12 protein-coding genes are annotated in these 17,979 nt (G+C 71.6%); 5 read left to right on the top strand and 7 right to left on the bottom strand.

Annotation, left to right across the window (positions count from 1 at the left end; all coding sequences use genetic code 11):
- Nucleotides 1–71: 71 nt before the first annotated feature.
- From ACIOGZ_RS29170 to ACIOGZ_RS29180, 3 genes are read right to left on the bottom strand one after another with little or no spacing between them, the layout of a single operon-like run.
- On the bottom strand, nt 72–2,825 hold the full coding sequence (locus ACIOGZ_RS29170; protein WP_400988151.1) for an RNAseH domain-containing protein: 2,754 nt from the start codon (nt 2,823–2,825) through the stop codon (nt 72–74).
- On the bottom strand, nt 2,822–6,190 hold the full coding sequence (locus ACIOGZ_RS29175; RefSeq protein WP_400988152.1) for a hypothetical protein: 3,369 nt from the start codon (nt 6,188–6,190) through the stop codon (nt 2,822–2,824). Before ACIOGZ_RS29175 ends, ACIOGZ_RS29170 begins: the two co-directional genes overlap by 4 nt.
- On the bottom strand, nt 6,187–7,386 hold the full coding sequence (locus tag ACIOGZ_RS29180; RefSeq protein ID WP_400988154.1) for a hypothetical protein: 1,200 nt from the start codon (nt 7,384–7,386) through the stop codon (nt 6,187–6,189). The genes ACIOGZ_RS29175 and ACIOGZ_RS29180 overlap by 4 nt, the downstream gene beginning before the upstream one ends.
- A gap of 736 nt (nt 7,387–8,122) precedes the next feature.
- On the opposite strand from ACIOGZ_RS29180, the gene ACIOGZ_RS29185 reads away from it, so the two are divergent.
- The 4 genes from ACIOGZ_RS29185 (at nt 8,123) to ACIOGZ_RS29200 (ending at nt 12,429) form a co-directional block, all read left to right on the top strand.
- Complete coding sequence (locus ACIOGZ_RS29185; protein ID WP_400988156.1) at nt 8,123–9,883, top strand: acyltransferase; 1,761 nt, start codon at nt 8,123–8,125, stop codon at nt 9,881–9,883.
- Nucleotides 9,884–9,885: 2 nt separating this feature from the next.
- Nucleotides 9,886–10,506 carry a hypothetical protein gene (locus ACIOGZ_RS29190; protein ID WP_400988158.1) on the top strand — a complete coding sequence of 207 codons (621 nt, stop codon included), beginning with the start codon at nt 9,886–9,888 and terminating at the stop codon, nt 10,504–10,506.
- A gap of 236 nt (nt 10,507–10,742) precedes the next feature.
- A complete protein-coding gene (locus ACIOGZ_RS29195; protein WP_400988160.1) occupies nt 10,743–11,645 on the top strand; it encodes a hypothetical protein in 903 nt (300 codons plus the stop codon).
- 115 nt (nt 11,646–11,760) lie between these two features.
- Nucleotides 11,761–12,429 carry a hypothetical protein gene (locus ACIOGZ_RS29200; RefSeq protein ID WP_363631678.1) on the top strand — a complete coding sequence of 223 codons (669 nt, stop codon included), beginning with the start codon at nt 11,761–11,763 and terminating at the stop codon, nt 12,427–12,429.
- Between the two features lie 95 nt (nt 12,430–12,524).
- Here ACIOGZ_RS29200 and ACIOGZ_RS29205 read toward each other — a convergent pair whose 3' ends face one another.
- The 3 genes from ACIOGZ_RS29205 to ACIOGZ_RS29215 form a co-directional block, all read right to left on the bottom strand.
- Nucleotides 12,525–14,198, bottom strand: coding sequence for a hypothetical protein (locus tag ACIOGZ_RS29205; protein WP_400988162.1), 1,674 nt, complete (start codon nt 14,196–14,198; stop codon nt 12,525–12,527).
- A 71-nt stretch (nt 14,199–14,269) separates the two neighbouring features.
- Nucleotides 14,270–14,590, bottom strand: coding sequence for a helix-turn-helix domain-containing protein (locus ACIOGZ_RS29210; RefSeq protein WP_400988163.1), 321 nt, complete (start codon nt 14,588–14,590; stop codon nt 14,270–14,272).
- 4 nt (nt 14,591–14,594) lie between these two features.
- Entirely contained in the window at nt 14,595–15,683 is a 1,089-nt protein-coding gene (locus tag ACIOGZ_RS29215; protein ID WP_400988164.1) for a tyrosine-type recombinase/integrase, read from the bottom strand.
- A gap of 498 nt (nt 15,684–16,181) precedes the next feature.
- Here ACIOGZ_RS29215 and ACIOGZ_RS29220 point away from each other — a divergent pair, with 498 nt between their 5' ends.
- Nucleotides 16,182–16,700, top strand: a complete 519-nt coding sequence (locus ACIOGZ_RS29220; protein WP_400988165.1) for a hypothetical protein — start codon at nt 16,182–16,184, stop codon at nt 16,698–16,700.
- A 309-nt stretch (nt 16,701–17,009) separates the two neighbouring features.
- Here ACIOGZ_RS29220 and ACIOGZ_RS29225 read toward each other — a convergent pair whose 3' ends face one another.
- Entirely contained in the window at nt 17,010–17,297 is a 288-nt protein-coding gene (locus ACIOGZ_RS29225; RefSeq protein ID WP_400988167.1) for a hypothetical protein, read from the bottom strand.
- Nucleotides 17,298–17,979: the final 682 nt, after the last annotated feature.

Below are 17,979 nucleotides of genomic sequence, written 5' to 3' on the forward strand. Positions count from 1 at the left end.
GCCACACAGCTGTTCCGCTGTCGGGTCCGCGGTCGCCGGGAACTGTCCCAGAGCCGCCCGCAGCGTACCGCTCACGTTCCGGGCGTCTCGTCTGCTCCGGTTTCGGCTTGTGCGCTGTCGGGGCTCTCCTCGTCGCTCTGCGCGGTGCGGCGGTAGTAGGGGTGGGAGGAATCCATCCTGCGGGCGAGGTGGAGAGGGGTGGGCATGCTCTGGCGGACGTCGGAGGTGATGCCCTGGTTGGTCAGGACGGCGGCGACGGCTCCGATGAGGTCGCAGTCGGCATCGGTGCTCTGGCCGATGACGGTGAACCGGGTGGCGGTGTGGGCGTAGCCGTTCTTGCTCTGGCTGTTGCTGTCGAAGCGCGTCTCGTCCTTGCCGAAGCGGCCGGAGGGGCCGGCGGCCCAGGTGCGGGGGACGTTGACGAGGAGAAGGTCGGGGTAGGTGCGGGCGCCGTCGTCGGCGGCGAGTTGGAAGAGGCTGTTGGTGGTGTCGGTGGCACGCCAGGTGCCGTCGCTGGTGCGCATGTGGGCGCCGGTGGGGCGGCCGATGCGTTCCAGGTCTCCGATGACGCGGACGGTGGCCAGAGGGCGTTGGGCGCGGGGGAGGCTGTGGCCGGGCAGCCAGGACGCCGGCCGGGGCAGGTCGGCGGGTGGGTTCTGGCCCAGGGCTTCGTCGGTGAGGCCCGCCCAGATGTACTCGGCGCTGTCCCCGTCGACGTAGAGCACCGCCGGGGCCGATGCGGGCAGCTGCGTGCGGGCGGCGAGGAGAGCCTGCTCGACGATGTGCGCGGCGGCGCTGGCCTGGGGGCTCTCGTCGGCGGCGGTGGGGTAGCCGGTGACGTCCCAGCCGAGGTCGGCGGCGTGCAGCGCGGTGGTGGCCGGGCCATGGGCCTGCCACTGCCCGGCTTGGGGGCTGTAGGCCCAGATCTGCCAGGGTCCGTCGGGGCCGCCGGTGGGGCGCATGGCGGTGAGCGTGACGGTGATCGGCGCCGGGGTGGCGGTGTGGCGCTTGCCGTAGGCGCGGCGCTGGGCGTGGCGGCGGACGTGGATGCCGATGTGCCACCACGGTTCGCACGCCAGCTTGCCGAACGCGGAGCCGAGGCGGTGGTCCGTGGCGCCGACGCCGCTCAGGATCTCGCGCAGCACGTTCGCGGTCGAGCTGTCGAGACCGCTCTGGCGGGACTTGACCTTCTTGGCGCGGTACTTCTCGTTGTAGGGCTTGCCCTCCCGGGTGTGGGTGGGGATCGGCGCCGGGGCCTGCTTGATGTACTGGGAGGTCGCCCCCAGGTGTGCGAGGGCCTGCTTGGAGGGCCACTTGCCGTCTTCGGCCTCGGCTGTGTCGCGGGCTTCGAGGGTCGGGTACCAGCGCTCGGGGTCCCAGTCGGTCTCGCAGATCGCCGCGACGCGTACGCCGTCGCCGGTGTAGGGGGCGAGCATCTCCTCCAGGTCCCGCTGGCGCTCCACGCTCGTTCGCGGTCCGTGGCTGAGGGCGCCGGCCTTGTCGTGGAGGAAGACGACCTTGATGCGGCCGCCGGCCGCGGGTTCCTCCACGCCTTCTGCGGCCTTCCACCGGTCACCGAGGCCCCACTGGGTGGAGACCGCGGCCTTCACCCGGGCGCGGACCTCGTCGGTGCTCCACAAGACGGCGACGAGGAGGGTGTCGACGCCTGCCGCGTCTAGGGCGGCGGGGATCCGCTCGGCGGCGATCGGCCCGCTGACGCGTGATCCGCTCTCGGTGGGCGGCACCTTGACTCCGGGGACCTCGACGAACGCGGGGCTGCGGCGGCTGTACTTCTCGCACCGGGTGTCGATAGCTTCCTCGACGCGGCGGAAGAACTCCATGCCGTGGCCGCGGCCCAGCCCGGGGGTACGGACGCTGGCCGGGGCGACGGCCCAGACCGGGCCCGGGGCGGTGTCGGCGAGGACGTCGTCGGCGAGGTGCTCGGGGAAAGGCGGGACGTTCGCGCTCAGGCGGGGCAGGGCGGCCAGGCGGCGGCTGGCGGCGACCGCGGGCACGTTCAGGCGGCGTGCCCACGGCGGGCCGTCAGTGGCCGCGGCGACGACGAGCGGCTGGTCGGGATTGGCCAGCAGGACGGTGGAGACTCCCCTCCAGGAGGTAGCGAGGAGAGTGGTGGTGGCGTTCACGGTCAGCGCGTGGCGCAGGGAGTGCCCGCTGGCGGCGGTGCCGATGGTGATGCGGGGGAGTAGATGGCGGACGACGCCTTTGCGGTCTGGTTCGGCGGGGAGCTCATGGCCGATCGCAGCCAGGCGGCCGTCGGTGCACAGGGCGAAGCGGACGGGGGCGCCGTTGTTGCGGGGCCAGTCGAGGGCGGCGAGTTCCTCCGCGAAGCGCCAGCGGGCGAGTTCGCCCGGCCACCAGCCGCGCGAGCGCTTGCCGGCGCGGGGCGGCGCGGGGATGACGGCGGGTCGGGGCTCGGCCCGGGCGACGAGTTCGGCCAACTGCTCGCCGATCCGCTGGCCGACGGGGCCGGGGACCACGGCTTCGGCCCAGTAGCGGAACACGTCGAGCCGGTCCTCGGCGCTGATCGGTGCGGCGCACAGAAGTTCCAAGTGGCCGTCGTTCCACTGCCAGCGCGCCCAGGTGCCCGCGGCCGCGCGCAGGACGGCCTCCAGTGCCCGGTAGGGCGGCTGCACGTCCAGGCCCGAGCCGACGTTGCGCGTGTACTCGTGCGACAGCTCCACGGCGAAGTCCGCGGCGGGGGCGGCGGGCCGGTAGGCGATGACCTCCCCCAGGTCGGCCGGGGCGGTGCGGAACTGCAGCAGGCGGGCCTGCTTGCGGGCGACGCTGTCGAGTGGGCGGCTCATACGTGCTCTCCCAGGTGGGCGTGGAATCCCGCGTGCAGGGCGGGGACCAGGTGCGGGGCGTGGGCGTACTCGGCGAACTCCTCGATGGTGTAGCCGTAGCAGCCGCCGAGCTGGGCGAGGTCGTCCTGCGAGGACTGCTCGAGCAGCCCGCGGACCAGGGTGGGCAGGTCGGATCCCCAGGTCGGGTCGTGGAACGCGCCGTCGATGAAGTGGAGTTCGACGTGGGTCTGCCCGCGGCGTCCGCGTCCCGCGAGCTGGACGCTCTGCCCGAGCAAGGTGGCGACGAGCTCGTACTTCAGCTCGTCGGGCAGGGCGGAGAACCGCTTGGGCGCGTTGAGGTTGAGGCGCAGGTGCGCGTCGGCCGCCGCACGGGCCCGGGCGAGGACGGCGGCGGGATCGCGGCCGGGGACTACGTCGCGCCAGGCCCGGGCGGCGACGCTGGCCGCCAGCACGGCCGGGTCGTCGGCCGGCATGACCGGCCGCACGCCCATGCTGATCAGGGTGATGGCCGATTCGGCGACACCCTCGAACACGGTCAACACGTTCAGGCCCCGCTCGGTGCGCGGCAGCGGCGAGATGAGCACCTCGCCGTCCAGGCCGGCCAGTTCGGCGAAGCGGTCGCGGGTGAGCTGGCCGATCGCCTCGCAAACCGGTGGCAGAGACGGATCCGCCCTGTCCGCGACGGCGACGTAGATCCGCAGCCGGCGTCCGAGGGCGAGCGCGGTGTCGTACAGGGTCTGGGCGAACAGGCGGGCCTGCCGGTAGGAGTTGACGGCGATCAGGGCACGCGCGCGATGCCTGGTGCGCGCGTCCGCGGCCAGCCGGGCGAGGTCGCGCACCAGGCCCGGGGCGTATCCGGCGGCCAGCGAGATGACCCGCTGGTCGCGTTCGCGGTAGGGCGTGCTGCCCACGGCCAGGAGCCTCCCGTCGGCGACGGGGGAGCTGTTGAAGATGGTCAGGCCCCCGCGGAGGGTGTCGGGCATGGCCCAGTCGGGGCGGGCGAGCAGGTGGGTGCGCGCCGCACCCGGCATGAAACCAGTAGCGGACATGCCCAGGACGGTGCGCTGACGGCCAGTCAGGGCGAGGGCGACGATGCTGCCGAGGAACTGTGTCTCGGTGTGAGGGTCCGCACGCAGCACTTCCATCCGCAGGCTCGCGTGCGTGCTGGGGTCGTCCAGCCCCTCGAAGCGGAACCCGCCCAGCTGGCGGCCCAGCGGACCGAACGGCACCACCGTGCCGGCACCCTGGTGGCCGACCGCGTCGGCGAGCACGGAGGCCGCGTCGATGCCGTGCCCGGCGAGTTCGCCGGCCCGGTCCGTCAAGTCGAACATCGTGTGGACGATGGCCGTCAGCCACGCCTTCATCATCAGCGCGTGTAGGACGCCCGCAGTGATCTCGGCATGCGTGACCACCGGCACCGGCTCCGGCCCGCCGGACCCGCGCTGCGCCGGCACCGGCGCCTCGACGGGCACCGCGGCGTCGTCATCCTGGGCAGGGGAGTGCGCGGGCACCGCGGCGGAGACGACCTCCCGCAGCTCGTCCTTGATGAGGGCCAGCTGCCACTCCCCGCCCTCGTCGATCGTGAGCATCCGCTCCAGCAGACCCGGCACGGGACACAACCGGTCCGGCAGGACGACACAGGAAGGCCGGTCGGCCGGTCGGGTGGCCACGCGCGGAAGCAGGGCCTGCAGCCAATCGGCCTGCTCGGCAGTAGCCACGGCGTCGGCAGCGACACCGATCAGGTTCTCCAGCAGGTGCCGGTCCCACTGGTGGGGCTGGTACCAGCGCTTGCGGTCCCGCAGGACCTGCCTGGTCCGGCGCGGGTCCTGCCCGCGGGCCAAGGCGCGCGCCTGGGCGATCTCGGTACAGATCTCCTCGCCGGCCACCAGGTCGAGCAGCTGCTCGGCCAGGAACACGGCCCGGGTCAGAGGGCGGCGCACGGCCACCGCCAGCCGCGGAGGCGCCTGGTGCAGGCTGTCGCGGATCTGCCGCAGCACAGTCACAGGGCGAGAACGGGAAGCGAGCTCCAGCTCGCCGCACGCGTCGAACCCCCGGGACTGGTAGGCGTCGACCTCGTCGACGACCACGTAGGACGCCAGGCGCAGGAGGAACTCCCGCACGCTGATGGTGTTGCGGACCTCCCCGTCGACCTCCACCGGGACCTTGATCATCCCGGACTGGAAGCAGGAATGCGTGGTCACGATGACCCGGGCCGTGGCCGCGGCCTCGACATGGGAGAACTTCCCGCAGGCCGACACATACGGGCACAGCGCGCGCTCTGGCCGGTCGAAGACGCCCGACGCCGTCACCGTGCACGGCTCCTTCCCGCCCTCGAAGGCATCGTGCCCCTCGAGCTGCGCCTGCACCGCGCACCCGTACGCGGAGTTGTCGACGAGGAAGGCGACGTCCGCCGGGGCCTGCGCCAACGGCACACCCGTGCCGTCCAGCTTCGCGGCGGACCGCAGCGCGAAGTCGTAGCGGCTGTTGGGGGCGATGAACGGCGTGACCTCCTCCTTGACACCGGCCGCCCGCAGCTCGGCCCGCAAAGTGGCGGCCTCGCCATAGACGTCGCCGTTGTCGCTGACCACCAGCACGGTGGTACGCCCGAGGCCCGCCTGCTGGATCGCCAGCCCCCGGCCGAAGACGTTCTTGCCCACGCCCGGAGGCGCGCTCAGCAAGTGGATGCGCCCCGGCGCCAGGACGACAGGGTCGAGGGGGCGCCGCCCGCCGCCGACGGTCCCCTGCAACAGCAAGGCGATCTGCTTCTCGCGGAAGGCCGGGCCCTCCATGTCCTGGTCGGTGTCCCGGCTCTGCCAGCCGAGCTCGTCGGCGTCCACCACCAGCTCCACCGAGGGCGCGGTCACGACCTGGGGCGGCCTATACACCCCCTGCTCCTCGGGAAAGGCGAGCTGGACCCGCCCGCGCGACGTCGGCGCGGACCAGCCCGATCCGCGAGCGGTGCGCAATCGCCGCCTGCGCCCGGCCGGCGCGAGAAGACGGTCGGCGACCTCCGCAGGATCCTGCCCATGACCCGGCACCACCTCCAGCGCCCGCCCCCGCTCGCTGCGCCCGAGCGCGTAGAGGGCGGGCAGCGGGTCGTCCGCCTCCGGGTTGTGGAAGACGCCGTGGACGGCCCGCTCGACGTGGTGCAACAGCGCCTCCCCTCGATGGCGCGTGCCCAGCAGCGCCCCAACGCGCTGCTTGTCCTCGTCGGGCCACCGTTCCCAGTCCGCCACGATGCGCGGTGCGTGGCCGGTGAGCAGGACGTGGGCATCCGCCACGCGCACCACCTGCTGTCCGTCGCGGAATCGGGCGGGCAGGAGATGTTCGGCCAAGGCGAGAGCCGCTGCCAGCGTCCTACTCACGCCCTCCCCACCTCCGCCACCAGGTCGATGTCGGTCAGCACGCGTGCTTCGGTGCCCAGCACGCCGCGGCGCAGGACGGGCAGGTATCCGCGCAGGTGCTCGGGCACCACGAAACACAGCTTTCCGGGCCCCTCCGGGCTCTCGCGCAGCTTCTGGGCCAGCCCATACGGGTCCGCCCAGGTCTTGACGTCGACGCGCCACGACATGGAGCGGCCCGGGACGGTGACGTGCAGGTCGTAGGCATCGCCGAACGGCCACAGGCGGACCTCCGCGCCCATGGCGACCAGCCGGTCGCGCAGTTCGACCTCCAGCAGACCCGGCAGCGTCACCCACAGCCACAGGGCGTACGGCAACGCCACATGGCCCTCGACAGGGATCAGCTCCGGCACCGCGCGCAGCTCGCCGCGCGGGGCCAGGCGCCAGTCGCCCGCAACAGATTCGGCCCGATACCTGGCACCAAGCAGACTGTGACGCTCATCCTCGCACTCAAGGTCGACCGCGCCGTTGGAGCGGTAGATGGCCCGCATGGTCCACCCGCACATCGGGCACGCGGCCCACACCCCGCCGAACTGCCGCGTCGGGGAAATTTCGGTGTACGCGCCCAACTCGGTCAGAGCCGCGTTCCGGGACAACTCGCGTCGCGTCAGGACAGGAGTGCGCACCATGGCCTCCCGCCCCTGCGTGTACGCCTCGAAGCCGGCGGCCCTCAACGCGCGGAAGACGGCATGCTGAACGGTCTCGCCGGAGATTCGCGACAGCCCGGCGCCCTCCGACAGCATCCCCACAGCCCGCAGCAGACTGTGGAGGTGGCGAATATCGGCACCGATCCCCGGCGCCTGGTGGCTGTACTCGGCGGCTTCCACCGCGATCCGGTTCAACGCCGAACTGGGCATGCCGTCGTCGTCGAGCAGCCACAGTTCACCGAGCGCGGACTCTCTAGGCTGCCGGGGCAGAAGATCGGCCACCCGGCTGCCGCGAAGCCTTTCGAGGAACACCTTGAACGGCGGCGCCGGGTCAAGGACCCCGAAGGACCGCACATAGCGGCCGTGGCACTCCATGAGCAGCCGGGTACGCCCCCGGGCCTCACCCTCGCTGCTGCTCAGCGCCAACGCTGCGACAACACAGGCGTCCAACGCCGCACGTTGGTCCGCATCGAGTTCCCGAACGGCCACCGCCGCAGCAGCCAACGCCGACATCCCGCCGCCTCCCATGCCACATCGAACCCAGGACACAAGCCCCAACCCCTCTACCCGGTGGAAGGGCACGGGAGTTCGGGGAATTTTCCTCCGATCCAGTGAGCCCGGTCTTGCTGGCCGCACCATCTCATCGACGCCTGGTGACCTGACCCAACCCCCATATCCCCGTGAAGCTCACCCGCGCGAGGCGGGCGCGGTGAGACCGCCGGCAACAACGCGTGGCTGGTGAAGCTCGCGGATATCCGATCAGCTGGGTGTCGGGCTACGGAGGCGACACCGGGGAGGGTGGCAGCGGCGGGGCGATGTAGGACCCGGTCGGCGGCAGCGCGGGGGCCGGCGGCAAGGGCGACAACCGGCCCCTGGGCGTCGGCCGTTCCGGGTCACCACGGCTGCGGTCGAGCCCGGCCCAGGACGGTTGTCGGCGGCCGTGGAGGTGTGAGTGTGCGGGTTGGTGTCAGCGAGATGGGCAGCAGCGGGCCGGTCGTTGGCGGAGGCGACTGGGCTCGGCTTCTGTTTGATGGGGGCGTGGATCTTGGCTGTCATGAGGTGAGGAAGTGGCTGTTATGGACTGCGAGTTGCGCCTAGCACGCGTGGTGGTTGGCTGACGTGAGGTTGCTCATTCCCAGGGCCCCGCCCGCACCTCGGGACGCATGCGCTCGGCGCGGCCGTCACTCGCAAGGGTGGCTCTGTGTGTAATTTATGGAATATCTCCATCAAGCATGGATAGGATGCTTGCATGACACTCAGCACGTTGGAAACGCTGCGGCTCACCATCGCCGCGATCAGGCAGCGCACCGGCGAGAGCCAGCGGGAACTCGCCACCGCCCTCGACCTGACCCAGGACAAGGTCTCCCGCCGTCAGTCCGGCGCGCAGCCCTGGTCCCTGGACGAGGTGGACGCCCTGGCCCGGCACTGGGGGATGGGACCACTCGACCTGCTCGCCGGGCCCACCCACGCCGCCCAGTCCATGACCTGGCCCCCCGGCACCGCCGCGCCGGTGCCGGCCGCCTTCGCCGCGCCCGCGCCCGCCGCCGTCCCGGCCGCTGCGCCCGCCCCGGCAGCCCCGGTCGTCCCTGCGCCCGCCCTGGTCGTCCCTGCGCCCGCCTCGGTCGCTCCGGTCGCTGCGCCCGCCGTCGTCGCCGTCCCCGTGCCGGCGTCCACCGCCGCCCCGGTTGCCGCGGACTACGACCGGGCCCCGGACGGCGAAGTCGCCGTCCACCCCGCCGCGCCGTGCGAGCAGTGCGGGCGCCCGGTCACCCACCGCATCGGCGGCCGCCCGCTCCACCTCGGCGGCTGGTGCACCCCCGCCCCGGCCCCGGCCGCCCCGGTGCCCGCCGCCGAGGCCGGCCGGGCCCCCTCCGTCGCCGCCCCCGATTCCTCCCCGGCCGCCCCGGCATCGCCCGCCCCGCCGTCCGTCAACTCCCCTGCTGCTGCGCCCAGTTCGGCCGTCCGCCAGGACGCCAGGACGGTGCCCACCGCCAAGTCCCGTTCGGAATACGCCAGTTCAGGCCGGGAGCTGGGTTTCTACCTCGACATGATCACCTCGGCCGTCGAGCAGGCACTGGAGGAGCACGGCGGCGACACCGAAGCCGCGTCCGCGGCGCTGGAGAAGAGGGCCATTCCGAACGGAATGGCCCTCTTCGACAAGACCAGGGTCGGCGCCGCGTACGAGCACACGGCTTATCCGGAGCGCCTGGAATTCCTCTCCAAGAAGTCCAGGAACGGCGCCGACGAAATCTGGGAAGGCCGCCACAAGTGGGAGAACGCCCCACTGATGGCCGCCCTCAAGGCGGGCGCCGACCCGGTGACGGTGGACGTCCTGGACACCAACGCCGCGTACTGCTCGGCGCTGAAGACGCACCTGCCGATCGGCGCCCTGGTCCACCAGCCCGACGGCGGCTGGGACCCGAAGCGCTCCGGCGTCTACCTGCTCCCCGCCCGCCCCACCTGGGAACACCCGGAGCTGCCGGACCCGATCGGCAACCGGCACGAGGCGGGTCCGGTGCTGCTGGATGAGGCCACCGTGCGGCTCCTGATCCGCTGCCACAAGCTGGGCCTGGCCGACGCCCCGCACATCACCGAGGCCTGGACGTCCGGCGCCTCCGAGGGCCTGCTGGAGAAGTTCCGCCGTGTCCTCACCCAGGCCCGCGAAAACGCCATCCACGACGGCGACACCATCACCGAGAAATACGTCAAGGCCATCTACGCGAAATTCGCCTCCACCATCGGCGAATCCACCTACAACCGCGACATCCGCCGCCCCGACTGGATGCACATCATCCGCTCGCAGGCATTCGCCAACCTCTGGTACAAGTCCCAGCGCGCCCACAAGGCCGGACTGACGGTCGTTGCGCTGCGCGGAACCGATGAACTCCACGTCACCGGCGGCGAATGGCGAAAGGCGAACGGCGGCGTTTTCGAAGAGGGCCGCCTGACGACGCAGCTGAAACTCAAGGACCAATACACCCTGCCCCGCACCCGGAACAGGAGCGCCTAAAAGTGTCGACCGACGGATGGAAGAATTTCGGCCGCTACGGCGCCGACCGCGACCCCGGAAACGTCCACGGGAAAATCGCCCTCGGCCGCGCCCTGGAGGACGCCCTGGAACGCATGATCATCGAAGGCGGCATCAAGTCCCCGCCGTCCACCCGCCGGGGCCTCACCGCCCGCATGCGCTACCTGATGACCCACAAGGGCGGCCCCGCCGCCCTCGCCGACGCCGGCATCACCGCTGCCGCCTCCACCATCCGCGCCTGGACCAAAGGCACCCAGCGTCCCCGGCCGGCGAACCTGGAGGCGATCGACACCGCCTACTGGAACCTGCGCGCCGCCAACGTCCTGGCCAACCCCGCCGTTCTCAAGGCGCACCTGAACAACGACGGCCGCGGCACCAAGGTCGAAATCCACCCCATCAACCAGGACGTCGTCGACGAACCCCGCCGCCGTGACAACCTGCGCATCCGCGCCATCCAGGTCCGCTACGTCTGGGACGACGCCGTCGACGCCCTCACCAACGGCGACGCCGACGCCCTGGCGGACATCTGGGACGACGTCATCAGCGACCTCGACAGCGACTACGGCGCCTACCAGTACGTGAGCTCCATCGGCCTCGGAGCCTGACCCCCCGCCACTCGTCTCCGCACCCCGACGAATCGACGAGGACCTGGCCGCCGAGGAGTACTGGAAGGAAGACGCCCGAACCCACGCCGACGTCCCCGCCGGCACCCTCGGCGTCATCACCCGCGTCCGCCGCCACCCCAGCCCGTGGCCCTGGACGCGCTGACCACCCCGGCGGCCACCACCAGGCGGCGGCCGCCGCTGAACCCGACGCACCATCACCCTGGGGAGAGGAACCGATGGACAAGCAGAATCCCACCGCGAACCCGCCGGCCGAGTACACCTGGTGGGGCGCGGTCCCCGACCACCTGCGTACCAAGACCCAGCTCGCCGACCTCGACCTCCCACGCCAGCCCGGCGGCCCGGTACGCGCCACCGTCACCGCGAAGGGCCCCGGCGGCAAAGGCACCTACAACCTGTACGACCTCGGCGAATCCGTGCCCACCCAGACCCCCGCCGCCCAACTCGCCCGCCGCACCACCACCTCGCGCACCTGCGACGACTGCGGCGCCCGCCCCGAAAGCCCCTGCACCAAGACCGCCGACGGACCACTGCTGTGCGCCGCGTGCGCCCACATCCACCGCCTGCGCCAGACACAGCACGCCGCCGCCGAACGCGCCCAGGTCGCCGCCGGCCAGGCCGCCGACCTCCTCGCCGACGAGCACCTGGTGGTCCTCGCCGCCGCCTACACCCACCGCCCGCCCACCGAGACGGGCAAGCCCCACCCACCCGCCGCCGCCCACATCACCGTCCTCGACGCCCGCGACGGCCTGACCCTCTACAACCGCACGCTGCGCCTGACCGGCCCCCGCACCCCCGGCGCCCCCGCCGACGCCGTCGACCCCACCCCGGCCCTCGCCGACCTGGCCACCCTGCTCGCCGACCGCACCGTGGCCCTGTGGGACACCGACCTCCAACCCCTGCACGACGCACTGCGCCGCCTCAAGACCGATCGCGGGGTCCTGCCGTCCGGCTACCAGCGGGTACACAAACTCCAGGTGCTCGCCAGCCTGTGGCGCGCCGACCTCGACCCCGCCACCGCCCGCTACCGCGTCCCAGCCCCGCCCGGCACCGCCGAGCGCCTGCTCTACCTGCTGCGACGGATGGCGAAGTCCCATGAGTTCGCGATTTCTGAAGGGTGACGGAGGCGGAACCCAGGGGTCCACCGTAGCCGGTCGGCATGCTGTGGCACCGAGTTCAGGAAGCGGGCTGGGCCCGGCCGCGGCCTCACCAGGGCTACTGGGTAGCGTCACCTTGGTGAATCTTCACCTCTTCAACGCTGTGCCCGATGGCCTGACTCGACGTGCCCGGTCGTTCGTCAGCTCGCACGGTGTCAAGGTCGACGTCAGGCCCGTCGAGGGGCACAGGCAGTGGTGGCTTGAGCGAGGCATCCCGGCGGCGGTGGTCGACCGGATGGCGGCGTATCAAGAGCGCTGGGGCGGTCTGCTTTTGCCACCCGCGTCGCAGTACGACGGCGGGCCCAAGTATCTCGATCCGGACTCACCCGAATTGGACCCTGCTGGGTGGTGGTTCGAAGCGGGGACGCAGCGGACCGCAGTTCCCTACTCGTTCATGATCAGCCCGTCTGGCGAGTTCGGCATTCATGCAGGTCGGTGGGCGCCTCTCCACGCGACCGTCGAGGGCTGGGTGGAGTCGCTCGCACTGACCCACCACGCATCCATGTGGGCGAAGCAGATCACCAAGGTCACCGGCCATGACGTCGATGGCATCGTGCTGGACGGGTACAAGCCGGTGCGCGAGGTGATGGGCCTGGCCGATACCTGGTGGCGGGGATCCGACTCACTGGTGGCGGTCTACGCAGGGGAGGCCAAGGCCCTCTCCTATCCCCGGGGTCGTACTGCATTGATCTACTCCGGTCTTGATGAGTGGGGCCTGCGGGGAGGCGTCGAGGACGGCGACGACTGAGGGCGTTGGGAGAGAGGTTTCGGGCGGTGTTGAGCGAGAGACCGAGCACGACCTTTGATTTCGAGAGCAGATGACGCGCGGAGTTCCCCGGCTCCTCAGCTGGGGGACTCGTTGAGGTCGGTGTGCCCGAGGGCGGAGGTGTAGCGCTGGGCGCCGTCGACGGTGAGGCCGAAGAGGTCACACAGGCGCCGCGGGTCTCCCGCTGCGGCCAGTGCTTCGTCGAGGATGCGGTCTTCGCGGATCGCCTGCGCGGACAGTCCGAGGGTCTGGTTGACCCAGGTCCCGGTGACCTGGCGGGTACGCAGGGCGGTGAACTGGCTGACGAACAGGTGGGGGTTAGCGGTGCTGGGCCAGCGGCGGGCGCGTTCGGCGAGGTAGGCGTGGAGTCGGTGGCGGACCTCGGCCGCGAGCAGGATGACCCGGCCGTCGCCGACGCGAAGCCGGCCGTCGGCGAGGTCGGTCACCAGCAGGGCTCTGAGCTGGGCCGGCCGTAGGGCGTGGAAGGCAAGGAGGGAGCCCAGGGCCGCGCGGGTGGGATCGGGGGAGTGGACGGCGGCGAGGAGCGGGTCGAGGGCGAGCGGCAGTGGCGGTTCCGAGGCGGGTGTCCCCAGGCTGATCCGGCTGGTCGGGTCGGTGAACACCACCTTGTGCGCCTTGAGGGTGCGGAAGACTGCCCGCAGGCCCTGGAGCACGGAGTGGGCCCGGTCGCCCTCGTACGGCGCGAGGGCGACCTTGACGTCCTGGCGGCTGATCGAGCGCAGGGAGTCCGAGCTGGCGGCCCAGCTCTGCAGCACGGGCAGCGCCCCGTAGAGCAGGAGGCGAATGGTCTGCTCGGGTCGTGGGCGTGACCGCGGCGCGGTGGCGTGGCCGAGTCGGGCGATGTCGAACCAGGTGCGCAGTTCCTCGGCCATCGGGTCGGGCAGACCGGCGGTCTTGCGCTCGAACCAGGGCACGATGGCGGGCACGCGGTCGTCGTCGAGGAGTCCGGCAGCGGCCAGGACGTCCAGGACCGGCCCGAAGGGCAGGCGGATGTCGTTGAGCCGGGCCGCCTCGCTGGCCTTGATCGGGGCGCCGGGGACGTCCTGGGTGGCGAGCAGGATCCGCAGGCCCCTGCGCAGTGTGAAGGCGGCGGCGTGGTGTCGGTCGGTGGGCCAGCCGTGGCGTCGCCCGTAGTCCCGGGCGAAGGCGTCCACCGCTTCGACCAGGTCCTCGTCGGCCGGTTCGGGGAGGCCGGCCCGAGCCCCGGCGGCGAGGTCGCGCGGCATGTTGAACAGCAGGAGCGCTCGCGCCCGTACCGGTGGGATCACGGGAACGGGTCGGGTGGCCTGTGCCTTCTGGCGGGCACAGCGGGCGTCCTTGAACGAGGGCCGCTGGCGGGGCAGGTGCCGGCGCAGGCTCTTCTCCAGTCCGCCCAGGGCGAGTTGCTGCCCGTGCCGGTTGGCGGCGGCGAGCTCGTCGGGGGCTACGTCCTTCCTCGGCCGGCCGGTCAGCCACAGCTGACGCCAGCACAGGCGGCAGGCCCCGTCACGCAGATGTAGTTCCAGTCGGCACAGGCTGCACCGGCCGTGCTCGGGATGTCCCTTCCGCCAGGTCACGCAGCCGAGGCACAGGCCGGCGCGGCGGCGGTAGCCCAGGCCCCAGGCCAGGCAGTCCCGGCACGAGGTGGCGCGGTCGGGGGCGAAGTGGTGGCAGGTCTGGCACAGGCCGGCGGAGTAGTACTCCAGCGACCCGCAGCGGCGGCACGGGGGAGGTTCCCCGGGCTCGCACACATAGCAGAGCCGGTACCGCCGGGCCACAGGTCGAACGCCGCAGCCGGGGCACGGACGTGGTGGCCGCCCGCTCATACCGGCGGCAGGGTCCGGTTGCGCCCCAGCCGGGCAACCACGGGTGCCGCCCCGGCGGCCGAAGCCACCGCCTCGGCCTGCGGCCGCCGCGCCTCCGCTGCCTCCGGCTCGTGGATCAGCAGGTCGGCTGTCGTGCACTGCAGGACCGAGCACAGCACGTCGAGGTCGTCCAGGCGGATCGTGGTCGGCGTGCCCGTCCACAGGGCCGACATCTTGCCCGCGCTGATCTCCAGTCCGGCTTCCGCCAGGCGCCTGCGCATCTCAGTGGACTTCCAGATACCCCGCTCCGCGGCCTTCATCCGCAGGTTCCAGCGCACGCCCTCACCTTGCTCTCGTCGGGTCGAGCCGGGCCGAGGTCCGCTGGTTGACAACGGCCCACGTGTGCTCGATGTGATCATCGTGAACATGGATATAGCGGGTCGTAGTGGACAACCATTCATGACCCAGCAGCTCCTGAATGGCCTTCAGGTCCATCCCCTGCAGGTACAACGAGGAAGCGCAGAAGTGCCGCATCCCGTGCGGCGTCAGCCGGCCCTCCCACGTCGGAAGGTAGAGGCGGACCGCGGACTTGAACCCGCTCCGCAGCGCTTCCGTCCCGATCCGCGCGCACCGGCCGGTGTAGAGATCGTGGCGCTCGCTCGGCAGCAGCGGTGCGTCGGGGTCCAGGTAGTCGTCGCCGAACTGGTGGCGCACATCGGCGAGCCACCAGGCCATCAGGTCGTCGGCGGAGTCGATGGCCGGCACCAGGCGCGGCTTCGGGCCCCGCCCGCGGCTGCCCTTGCCGAAGCGGATGTGGAGCTTGCCGAACTCCCCGAGGTCCGGCCGCCAGTCCTTGATGTCCAGCTTGGCCGTCTCACTGATCCGCAGTCCGAGCCGGCGCCACAGCGAGGCGGCGAAGTAGTCCCGCGCCGCGGGCAGATACTTCCGGGCCTGCGGGATGGAGGCCCGCCAGCCCGAGAACAACTGCTCCACCTCCGGGTCGGACGGCGGGATCCGGGTCGCACTGTAGTTGGCCTTCACCGGCCGGTTGAACTCGTCGATCGGCTGGGCCAGGACGTGGCCGGTGAGCGCGTGGACGTCGCCCTGGTAGCGGGCGATCAAGAAGTCGTAGAACGAGGCGATCGCCCACGCCTTGCCCTGCACCGTGCTGGGCGCCCACCCGCAGTCCTTGCGCTGGTAGGTCAGGAACCGGTCCCCGTCCTCCGGGCCGACCGCCCACGCGGGGATCCCGGCGTACCGGAGGAACTCGAAGATCACCCGCCTGTCCCCGGCGACCGTGCCGTCGCTCACCCCGGCGCCGGCGCTCGCCAGCAGGTACTGGTCGACGAGCTCCTGCTCGAAGTCCTCCAGCTCCTGCGCGGTCCGCAGCTGCCTGGGCGTGTTCAGCGAACGCACTACCGCCAGAGCCACGGCCGCCACCCCACTTCACGGATCACGACCACACGTCATGGATACCGGAAGAGCTTCGGGAATCCTGACAGACTGTCAGAGAAGCCACGCGATCGAGTGAACCTCGCGTGACCTGCAGCACAGCACCCCCAACGTTGACCGATCGTTGAGGAACCCATGGGACTTCCTACAGGCGCCCCGGCCCAGCCCACCGGCGAAGCCGCGATCCCCGGCCTCTGACACCCCAAGCCTGGCAACTGCGCCGGAGGCCAGCCCACCACGAGGTGGGCCGGCCTCCGGCTGAACGGCCGCCAGGGCCATCCTGGTCGCCGTCGTCGCCTGTGGTGAACGTGCACCCCTGGCCCGCCCGCGCGGTATGTGTGTCCCGCGTACCGGGGTGCGATTAGGGCGTGCGGGCAGGGGCTTCACCCCGACGGGTGCCGGTGGGCTCGTCCGGGCCGGTGACGCGGGGTTCGTGTGGTGGGAGCTTGAGGTGACCCCTCGTGAGAGAAGGAAACTGTGAAGAGGACTCTGACCGCGCTTGTCGTCTCGGCCGCGCTCAGCTGTTCCGCTCTGGCCGCGGCACCCCCGGCGGCGGCCGTGAGCGTGGGCACGTGCACCGGATCGACCACCACCACCTACACCCCGGGCCTGACCGACACCCTGCAGACGATCACCGCCAACGGCACCGACAACGCCGACCTGTGCGTCATCCTGGGTCACCCCTGGCTGACCAGCTTCGTCGGCCCGTTCAACGGGACCCAGTCCCTGTCCTGCACCTCCATCCTCACCTCCGGCAGCGGCACCGAGACCCTCGAGTGGAACACCGGCCAGGACTCGCAGTGGTCCTGGACTAACGACTTCCAGAATGTCGACGGCGCCGAAGTCGGCACCGCCACCGGCCCCATCACCTCCGGCCCCCTGACCGGCACCACCCTCACCCAGGTCATCGTCCTGGCCCCCGGCAGTCTCGCCGCCTGCTCCACCACCACCGGCGTCACCCAGGTCTCCGGCTCCTCCAACTGGGAATTCACCTAAACCCCAGACCATGTGCGGCGCCGTGGACAGGAAGTCGCCGAACGCACAGGTCCAGGTGGGGACCGGCCGTCTGCGGATGTCCGGCGGGCCGGCCGATCAGTCCCGGTGCCGTTGCCGGGGACCGGCACCGCGGCAAAGGCGCCCGGAAATTCTGACAACCCTCTCTCTGGGCCTGTCCTTGGTGTGGAGCGGTGGCGGTGGGCGTGGTCGGGTCGGAGGTGCCTGCGGAGCCCGACCGCCGTCCCGGCCGCTGCGCCCGGGGTGGCGGCCGCGGGTGTGGTGGGGATGGGGCCGCAGGCTGTCGTGGTGTCACGTCGGGGTGGGGATGGCCTGCTGTGCCGGGTCGGTGGCCCATGTGCCCCGGCGGGGGCTGGGCCGCCGTCTCGGGGCGGTCCTGGCGTTCTGTTGGGTACCCGGGGTACCCGCCTCGGGGCCGGCCTGCTCGTTGTCGTGGTCCTGGTGGTGCTCGCCGCCGGTTCCGTGCTCGCCGTCCAGGTGCTGCTGGTCCGCGCTGCTCGTTGCCGTCCGGGTGCGCCCGCCGGTCGTGCTGTGCCGGGTCGCTGTTCGGGGCTGTCCGGTGGAATGGGTGTTTTCCATGGCGGGTTTTATGGGGGATTTTCATGGGCCGGGGGTTGTGGGTGTTACCGGAATTTCGCGTCACATCGTCAACGGCCGCGTGACGGGTAGTGGGTAGCGATTCCTGGGGTTACACATCCGGTTGGTGTGATGCATTCCTGGATGGGCATGGGGGTTGTGGCGGGATTCTCTGACGGGGGCTTTCTGATACGGGGTCGGGGCGGCTTTCCCGGGGGTTTCGGGGGCTGGTGCGGTGGGATGGGTCTAGACCACTTGGAGTGGTGTAGACCAGTTGGTGAGGGTGTCGGCGTGTTCGGGCGAGGGGTGGCGTGGTGTGGCGGAGGGTGACATGATGTGGGGGCGGGGATGGGAGGCCGGCTCTTGGCCCCGGTCGGCGGGGACGTCGGCGACGAAGGGAAGCCCCCACCCCTCCTCCCGGCCAGCCAAGCGCACGGAGTGCGCCAAAACCCCCACTGACCAGCAGAAATACACCCCATGCCGGGCCCGGACGGGGTGTCATGGGCCCGCCGGTGCGGAGCGCCGGCACCCCCGACGAAGGGGAGCTGGACAGCCAGGCCGAGCCCGCGAAGGCCAGCGGCGCGGACGCGCCGCAACTACTGTCCGCTACTGCGCCCCGGAGGGGCGCCGCAACGCTCCGTCACGCTAGTGACGGCGCGTCATGTCTGCGGAGCAGACGGCGCGC

Source organism: Kitasatospora sp. NPDC088160, assembly GCF_044741445.1.
Classification (GTDB): Bacteria; Actinomycetota; Actinomycetes; order Streptomycetales; family Streptomycetaceae; genus Kitasatospora.

Coding starts and splice junctions, on each gene's coding strand:
- ACIOGZ_RS29170 (WP_400988151.1), bottom strand. CDS start 2,825: ATGAGCCGCCCACTCGACAGCGTCGCCCGCAAGCAGGCCCGCCTGCTG.
- ACIOGZ_RS29180 (WP_400988154.1), bottom strand. CDS start 7,386: ATGTCGGCGTTGGCTGCTGCGGCGGTGGCCGTTCGGGAACTCGATGCG.
- ACIOGZ_RS29185 (WP_400988156.1), top strand. CDS start 8,123: ATGACACTCAGCACGTTGGAAACGCTGCGGCTCACCATCGCCGCGATC.
- ACIOGZ_RS29195 (WP_400988160.1), top strand. CDS start 10,743: ATGGACAAGCAGAATCCCACCGCGAACCCGCCGGCCGAGTACACCTGG.
- ACIOGZ_RS29225 (WP_400988167.1), bottom strand. CDS start 17,297: ATGGAAAACACCCATTCCACCGGACAGCCCCGAACAGCGACCCGGCAC.